The sequence below is a fragment of the Myxococcus vastator genome (genome assembly GCF_010894475.1).
GTDB lineage: Bacteria > Myxococcota > Myxococcia > Myxococcales > Myxococcaceae > Myxococcus > Myxococcus vastator.
Genome location: NZ_JAAIYB010000392.1, coordinates 1 through 7,982, shown reverse-complemented (window position 1 = coordinate 7,982; position 7,982 = coordinate 1). Strand labels below are relative to the sequence as shown.

General features: G+C 66.6%; 7 protein-coding genes. 6 read left to right on the top strand and 1 reads right to left on the bottom strand.

Annotation, left to right across the window (positions count from 1 at the left end):
- The 6 genes from G4D87_RS29190 to G4D87_RS29165 form a co-directional block, all read left to right on the top strand.
- Positions 1–688 (top strand): DUF6310 domain-containing protein (locus G4D87_RS29190; RefSeq protein ID WP_240358700.1); only part of this gene is annotated, 688 nt, incomplete at its 5' end.
- 1 nt (position 689) lies between these two features.
- Entirely contained in the window at positions 690–1,448 is a 759-nt protein-coding gene (locus tag G4D87_RS29185) for a DUF5953 family protein (RefSeq protein ID WP_163785987.1), read from the top strand.
- Between the two features lie 98 nt (positions 1,449–1,546).
- Positions 1,547–2,416 (top strand): DUF2381 family protein, encoded by an 870-nt coding sequence (locus G4D87_RS29180; RefSeq protein WP_163785986.1) that lies wholly within the window; start codon positions 1,547–1,549, stop codon positions 2,414–2,416.
- Positions 2,413–4,221, top strand: coding sequence for a serine/threonine protein kinase (locus tag G4D87_RS29175; protein ID WP_163785985.1), 1,809 nt, complete (start codon positions 2,413–2,415; stop codon positions 4,219–4,221). Before G4D87_RS29180 ends, G4D87_RS29175 begins: the two co-directional genes overlap by 4 nt.
- 160 nt (positions 4,222–4,381) lie before the next feature.
- Positions 4,382–5,536, top strand: a complete 1,155-nt coding sequence (locus G4D87_RS29170; protein ID WP_163785984.1) for a serine/threonine protein kinase — start codon at positions 4,382–4,384, stop codon at positions 5,534–5,536.
- Positions 5,537–5,699: 163 nt separating this feature from the next.
- Positions 5,700–6,566 (top strand): N-acetylmuramoyl-L-alanine amidase family protein, encoded by an 867-nt coding sequence (locus G4D87_RS29165; protein ID WP_163785983.1) that lies wholly within the window; start codon positions 5,700–5,702, stop codon positions 6,564–6,566.
- 105 nt (positions 6,567–6,671) lie between these two features.
- Here the strand turns inward: G4D87_RS29165 and G4D87_RS29160 are convergent.
- Positions 6,672–7,982: thioesterase domain-containing protein (locus G4D87_RS29160; RefSeq protein ID WP_240358699.1), on the bottom strand; the 1,311-nt coding region annotated here is incomplete at its 5' end.

Genomic DNA, 7,982 nt, shown 5'->3' with positions numbered 1-7,982 from the left:
GTTCCACGACACCACGGGAAGATGCGCGGTCGCCTCCGCTGGCGCCGCTGCCGTGGGAATCGGGTTCTGCGTGCTGGCGGCTCCTGAGATTGCCGTGGGAGCCGTAATCGTGATTGGCGTGGTGGTGGTCGGCGTCGCCATCAAAGAAGCGCTGGATGCATATGAGCTCCGTCACGCCTACTCCGAGGAAGCAGGGGCCTCACAAGAAACGAAGGTGGCGTCCCGGGCAGCTGAAGCGCAACGCAAACCCAAGCTGAAGAACGAGCCGACGGGGCAGGACTGGGTCCCCCCCATGCCGCCCGAGTCACCGGTGCGAGATCGCAGGCCTGAGTGCAGACCCGTGCCGGTGCGACATCTGGGCGGCAACGATCCACATAACGAATGCGCCGACAAGATTCCCAACAACAGCTTCCCTGGCTGGGATGTACTCATCAATGGGAAGAACTTCGACGGACTGGTACTTGCCACTCGCACGCTGTGGGATGTCAAGACGGATGATTTTGAAAAACAGCCGCCACGCTCTCAAAGATTTTTTGTCAGGGTGAAGCTGACTGAACTGAGGCGCGAAGCCAAGCTCGCAAGGGAATGCGGGTACAATTTCGTCATTGGAGTTCGCAGCGCCGTACACAAAGCCGTGCTAGTCGACGAAGACCCTACCCTGAAAGTTGTTGTCATGGATTGGTGTTGAAATGACGTCCACGCATAGAGCCCTCATCATTATCGTCCACGCGCCTGCACTCAAGGACAATGACGACCGACCGACCGCAGTCATCCATGCAATGGAACGTGCGCTGCCTGGCTTGCGCCTGGGGTGGACGACGTCGGAAAAGGAAGACCTCATTGCATTGCCTCAACGCGACGAGTGGGTCGCCGCCAACACGCGAAGCGGAGGGTTTCCGTTCCTCTGCAATGATGATGACAACCATCTCGTAACGGTTGCCGGGCTGGAAAATCCAAACGGACTTTCCGCAGGGAGTCCGCCGCATCTTGAAGTCCATGCGGATCTACCATTAGACGAAGCTGGCATCGCGAGGGCTATCGATGTTCTTGCAGGTGTAGCGGAGGGCGCTCGCGCGGTATGGGGGCATGCGACGCCGAGCGGTTATGGCGGGATCGTGGCGCAACAGTTCCGCCAGCCCGGCGATGCGCTGCACGTTCCGCCCCATGGGCTGCCGTCGCTCAAGCTCCCATGGGACAGGTCCACGCCTGAGATTCCGCACTTTCTTGGGTGGCTCAACTACTGGTCGGCTGCTGCCGCGCAGGCCATTGGGTTCCCGGACCCGACCCGTGACGCCGAACTGCTTTCACGAGCGCGGCGCACGGCCTCGGGCGGCTGGGTCGTGCAGCTCACCGACGCACCGCTTGACCTGGACAACCCCACCCACCTGGACACGCTCAGGCGGACCTACGAGCGCTTTCCGGAAATCGGCGGGCGTGCAGTGCCTTGACTTGATTCGGGAGATTGGAATGCCACTCCGACTGTAGGAAAAGCCCCCGGCGCGAACGCCCTCAATGGTAGCATTCCCATTCGGGAGGTCATGCACCATTGTTCCAACCTTTCAGATTGGCCCTCGCGCTCGTGCTCGTCTCGGGATCTGCCACGGAGGCTGAGCCGACACCGGGCGCGCGCGTCAGGCGGGAACGTTCCCTCGCCCTCGCCAGCGCGTCCGCCGAACCGTTGCCCATCGTCCGCGTCGCGCAGGACACCATGACGCTGCTGTTCTTTCCCTCGCAAATCCAGAAGAAGACGCTGACCTTCGATGAGTCGCGGATCCGCGTCCTGGATGCCGGCGAGCGTTCCGTCATCGTTCAGCCCGTAGCCAATCTCGGAGCGGGCGAGCGACAGGAGATCGGGGTCTTCTTCGCTGACGGCCGGTCACCGGCGCGGGCCGCCTTCGTGCTCGTGACCGACCCGGCCGAAGTGGACTCACGAATCGACGTGCACCGTCCTGAGCCGCCGAACACGGCCTGCCAGCCCACGACCCGAGCCCCGGCGCCGAAGCCGGAGGACTTCGTGCTACTCGGCTATCTGGACGCGAAGGGCGTCACGACGTCCAGCAGCAAAGGCAAACTCGATGCTGTGCAGGGGTTTATCTTGGACTCAATCGTAGCCTTTCGGGGCACGGGTTGGATCCTCGCGGACGTGACGATCTCAAACAGCCTTGACCACCCCGCCTGGACACCAAGAGAAGCGATGTTCGTGGGGCGAGTTGGCATGCCCCTTCGCGCGAGGCTCGTAGCGGAGACGCCGGGTGCGATCCCTCCGGGCGGGGTGAGGCGTGTGCTTGCGGTCGTGGACGTGCCAGAGACGAAAGCAGACCTCGTCTTCACCCTGGAGGTGCGTGGGGATGGGGAACGTCGTCTCACGGTTCCAGACGTGCGCTTCCCGGAGCCCGCCGCGGTGGAGGCCCAATGAACGCGACGCTGCTCCACGTTCCACCCGGTTCGTTGATTGACGGGTGGCAGGTCTCCAAGCCTCTCGGTGACGGAGGCTTTGCGTTCGTCTTCCTTGGCGAAAAGAACGGCAGGCACCGGGCCATCAAGGTGGCCCAGCATCGGGAGTCCAGCGGAGACCCCAAGCAGACCCACGAACGGACGCTGCGGGAGTTGACGGCGCTGCTCATGCTAGACCACCCCCACATCGTCCGGCCGCAAGGATACGGCGTGGCGGAGAGTGGGAACCTGTACCTCGCGCTCGACTACGTGGACGGCTGGACGCTCGCGGAGTGGGCGGAGCGCAAGCACCCGACCGTTCGCGAAGTCCTCGGGGTCTTCGAGAAGATCGCTGGTGCGCTGTCGTACATGCACGGCCGGGGCATCCTGCATCGAGACCTGAAGCTGTCCAACGTGCTCATCCGCAAGAGCGACGGTGAGCCCGTCATCATCGATTTTAGTTGCGCGACCTACACACTCGCCGAAGACCTGACGGATGGGGGGCTGCCTCCAGGGACAGACCGCTATCGCGCGCCCGAGCAGTTCAAGTTCCTGCGCGAGCACAGGGACGAGCACCGGGCCCGCTACGCCTTCCAGGTGGCCGACGAAATCTTCGCGGTCGGCGTCATGCTCCATGAACTGCTGACCGACCCACGCCCGACGGAGTTTCGTCCGCGCTTCGACTTGAACAGCCCTGCCCTCCCGCCACCGCCCCCGCGCTTGGTGAACGCGCGGGTGCCAGCGGCACTGAGCGACCTCGTCGAGAACATCCTGGCCCGAGACCCCAAGGGGCGTCCGGTCGATACCGAGGCGCTACGCCGCGAGCTGGCGGATCTCCGTGCCGAGCGCTCCGCTGAGTATGATGTCCCGGTCCATCCGCCCGCCGAACAGCGTCATGGACGGCCAACACCCGCGGCGCTGGAGATGCCCTCCACGCCGCAGTCCCCCAAGCGACATGTGGCACTGATGGAGCGACCGCCTCGCGCGGCAAGGTGGCTCGCTGGCCTCGCCTGTATCGGCGCGCTGGTCATGGCCGCGGCCCTCTGGCACTCGTCAGGGAGCGCTCCCGGCGGGCCTGCTGGGTCGCGCGACGCCGCAGCCCCACGCCCTCCGCCTGCCACGACCCATTCCGCACCGCCCAAGCCACCGCCTCCTGCTATGACACCTGCCAGCCCTTCGTCCGTGGCAATCCCGGGGCCAGCCATCGCCGCTGCCCCGAAGGAAGGATCCGCCTTGAAAACTTCAGCACCCGCAGCCTCGCCCCCAGGACGTGCACCCCGCATGCCGAAGAAGTCCGTTGCCGCCGTCGAATGCGCGTCGCTGTCGCTCGTCGCGGCGCTAGCGGCAGGCTGTCCGGGTGCCCAGATCCGGCCCGAGTCCTTCACCTGCCCAGTTGGAGCGGAAGAGGCCATGCGGGAGCAACTTCACTGGAGGGACGGAGACCGTTTCCACCTCCAATTCGACGACCGCCAAGCGGGTTTTGCGGAGGTGTGGTTCACCGCTGGCGCGGAGGTGGTGGGCGTTGTCCCGAAGGGCATCAGCAGCCCCCGGCAGCTTGCGGTCGCCCCTGTGGGGACACGCTTCTACGGCAAGGCGTACTACCTCTCCGACAAGATGGGGCGTGCGGATGGGCCGGCCCTCATCATCCGGTACGACCGCGTGAAGCTCCCGGGGCAGGAGGAGTACCCCATCTGCTTCGTGCATGAGGGAACCGCCGTGGCGTTCAAGGACGGCAAGGTGAAGGCGGTAAATCGGGGCTCCGGCACAGTGGTGGACCGCTGGCCCTGAGCGGCCCCGGGGCTACGCGGTGGGTAGGTGCTTGATTTCACTCCCCTCCTCCTCAAACTCGACATGACCTCCCAGGGTCGTTCCATGACGACCCATCCCATGGGTAATATCGCCCACGACGCGTCGGCCCGGACTGCCTGCGCGAAGAGGAGGAAAAAGCATGTCAGACAGTGAGTTCAGGCTTCCACGCGGGGCGATACTCTTCACACGGGAGGGCTCCCAGTACGAGTTCCGCGAAGACCTGGGAGAAGTCCACCACGGGTTGCGTCTCCTGCTGGCCCGGCGCCGTACTGCCGAGGGAAACATCCGAGGCAAGGTGCTGCTCAAGGCGGTAGGCGTTCCGAAGTTGATGGAGTTGCCTCACATCAAACGGGCCAGGGCGAAGCTTGAAGAGCAGGTGCGCCTGGCGACGTACCTGGACCATCCGGGCATCCTCCGTGTCCATGGGCTGCACAAGGCGGAGGGGGGCTGGTACGTCATCACCGAGCATCCGTCGGGCCACAGTATCAACACCCTGTTGACGCTCTCGGCGGGGTGCGGTCGCCGGTTCTCTCCCCTCTTCACCCTCCATGTCGGGGCGCGCGTCGCCGAGGCACTGGAGCATGCCCACGAGGCGAAGGACGAGCAGGGGCGCACGCTCAACATCGTCCATCGGGCGCTTGACGTTGAACACATCTTCATTGATTGGAACGGTGACGTGCAGGTCTCCGACTTCGGACTCGCCCTATCGGATCTGCCGGGCCGCGTTTCGTCCACGGTGCGACAACCGCAGGGGGATGCGTTCTACTCCTCCCCGGAAATGCTCCTGACGGGCCGCGTGGATGCGCGCTCGGACCTCTTCGCTCTCGGAAATGTCCTGCTTGAGCTGGCGACGGGAAAGAACATCCTCGATGCCCCGGACGCATTGACCGAAGAGGTGAAGGACTCGCTTTCGGTCAGGCAGCGCGTGCGGGTCCGACGTGCCGTCAGGCGAGCTCGGCTCGCAGGCAGTCCTATCGGCGTGGAGGACGCCATCTGGCGCGCGGCGACCTACTCGCAAGCGGACCTGGAAGCGTTGACGGAACCGCTTCCGCAGGGGCTGCGCCTGGCACTGCGCAAGCTCCTCCAGCCCCGCCCGGAGGCCCGCCACCAAACAGCGCGAGATCTGGCGACGGACCTGCGCCGCTGGCTCGGAGAGGGAGATGCCTACGACCGGAAGGAAGCAGTGGTTGAACTGCATGAGATGGCGAAACGAGCCCGCGATGTGATGGTCGAACTGGGCATGCGGCGCCCCCGTGGCCTCCAGGCTTCCCAGGACGAGCTCAGCACGAACTAGCTACCTGCTATCCGGTGGGGTTTCGAATCCCATCGGGGACAATGCAATCGGGGCCGGAAGCTGAGGATGAAACCGCGGTTTCCGGCCCCGGCTCTTTGAGGCTCCCGCTCGCCTTTCGGTGTCTCCATGCCTGAGCAACGGCACAAGATGGGCCTCACGCACCATGACGAAGACCTTCGCGCCGTTACTAGGACTGGGGCTCCTCTTCCTCGCCGGGCCCACCGTGGCCTCCGAGCCCGCCACCGTCGTCCCCATGTCCACCTGGCCCGCGCCGGGCGCGCCGCTCACCGTGGCCAAGGTGGGGTTCCCCAAGGGCTTCGGGAAGCGGCGCATCTACCTGGACGCGGGCCATGGCGCGGAGGGGAACACCGGCAATAAGGGCGTCACCTGCGAGGACGAGGAGTCCTTCACCCTCCGCGTGGCGGAGGACCTCGCGAAGCGATTGGAAGCCACAGGGCACTTCCAGGTGCGGCTGAGCCGCAAGCCGGGCGAGCGCGTCCCCTACCCCTTACGCGTCACCGCCGCCGAGGCGTGGCGCGCGCACGCGATGCTCAGCCTGCATTCGGACTCGCGAGGCACGGCCTTGCCCTGGTCCCCCACGCCGGGCCAGGAGTGCTTCCGACAGGACGCCGCGCCCGGGTTCACCGTCCTCTGGTCCGAGTCCGTTGAGGCCACCCCACTGCTCCAGGCTGGACGCGCAGGACTGGCCCGGGCCCTGGCCCACAGGTTGGGACAGGCGGGCTTCCCACCCTATGACGGCGTGGACTACGAAGGCCTCTACGCCATCGACACCGCCCAGCCCGGCGTCTTCGTGGCGCGTGAGCCCACGCACCGGCAGATCTTCGTGCTGCGCAAGCCGCGCATCCCCTCCGTCATCATCGAGACCCACCACGCGCTCGACTTCGAGGAGGCGGCGCGCTGGCGCGAGCAACGCACCCTGGAGTCCTTCGCCGCCGCCGTGGCCCAGGGGCTCGTGGATGCACTCGCTCCGAAGGCCCCAGCCAAGGCCAGCGCGTCCGCGCCGCGCTGAAGGCCTCGCCCGTGGGACACGACGCGCCACGGACCAGGCAAGGCCCCGTGGCGGTTCATACGTGCGTGCCTCCGCGACAGGCTGAGCAGCAAGGGTCCACGGGCCTCAGCCCTCGCCGCGTTGCAGTTCTTCCATCGCCTCACGCCGCCCGGCCGCCGCATCGACGTGTTCGGCGAGCCGACGCGCCAGTGTCTCGACATGCGGGGGGTGAAGCGCGCTGTAGTGGTCCCCCGGAACGTCCTCCATGGTGAGGCCCGATGGCACCCAGCGAGCCCATCCATGGGACGGCTCCACGGCCTGGGAGCGTTGCGCATCCTTCGCGCGAAGCAGCAGCACGGGGCACCGAACGGGACCGGGACGGTAGGACGCCAACGCCCGCAGGTTCGCGCGAGTCACATCACGCCAGGCCCGGAGCGTTGACGCCTCGACCTCGGGAGGCAGCCACCCGGCCTGGCGCGCGTGCTCGACGACGACGGCGAACTGCTCCTCGTCGGTCAGGCCCGAGAGCACCTCGGGACGTAGGGTGGACTCGGCACCTGCCGTCCGTGCCAGGTCCATGGCCATCCCCGCGAGCAGCAACGTCCCATCGGGCTCCCGCGTAGGCGCGTTCTCGTCGGGAGCGAAGCTGTCCAGCAACACCAGGAGCGCCACGGACTGCCCCTGACGCTCCAGCTCTCGCGCCATCTCGAAGGCCACCACGCCCCCCAGGGACCAGCCGCCCAGCACATAGGGGCCCTCGGGCTGACGCTCGCGCATCGCCTCCACGTAGCGGCGGGCGAGCGCCTCCACCTGCTCCAGAGGAGGCTCGCGTCCATCGAGCCCCGCGGCCTGGAAGCCGTAGAGAGGCCGCTCGCGCCCCATGCGCCGGGCCAGCGCACGATACGGCCCCACGGCGCCGCCAACAGCATGCACGAAGAACACAGGCGTACCGGCACCTTCGGGCTGCAATGCCACACAGTCACGCGTGGCCCCTTCCGTGTCCGAGCCTTGCAACCAGACCGCGAGCCGCAACACCGTTGGCGCCTCGAAGAGGGCACGCAGCGGAATGTCCACGCCCAGCTCCGTGCGAACACGCGCCACGACCTGGGTCGCCAACAACGAGTGGCCGCCCAGCTCGAAGAAGTCGTCATGGAGACCGACACGTGGCACGGCCAGCACCTCCGAGAAGATGCCCGCCAGCGCGTGCTCGGCGTCCGTGCGCGGCTCGACGTGCTGTCGCTGCTCGGGGACGCCTGCCTCCGAGGCCAGGAGCGCCTTGCGGTCGACCTTGCCGTTGGGCGTGAGCGGCAGCGCCTCCAGCACCACCACCGCTGACGGCACCATGTACTCCGGCAGCCTCTGCCTCACCGCCTCCTTCAGCGCAGCGGCGTCCGCTCCCGGCGCCACCACGTACGCCTCCACCCGCTTCTCCTGCCC

Bases quoted from the DNA above. Each gene is read 5' to 3' on its own strand.
- G4D87_RS29185 (WP_163785987.1), top strand. From the start codon at position 690: ATGACGTCCACGCATAGAGCCCTCATCATTATCGTCCACGCGCCTGCA.
- G4D87_RS29175 (WP_163785985.1), top strand. From the start codon at position 2,413: ATGAACGCGACGCTGCTCCACGTTCCACCCGGTTCGTTGATTGACGGG.
- G4D87_RS29170 (WP_163785984.1), top strand. From the start codon at position 4,382: ATGTCAGACAGTGAGTTCAGGCTTCCACGCGGGGCGATACTCTTCACA.
- G4D87_RS29165 (WP_163785983.1), top strand. From the start codon at position 5,700: ATGACGAAGACCTTCGCGCCGTTACTAGGACTGGGGCTCCTCTTCCTC.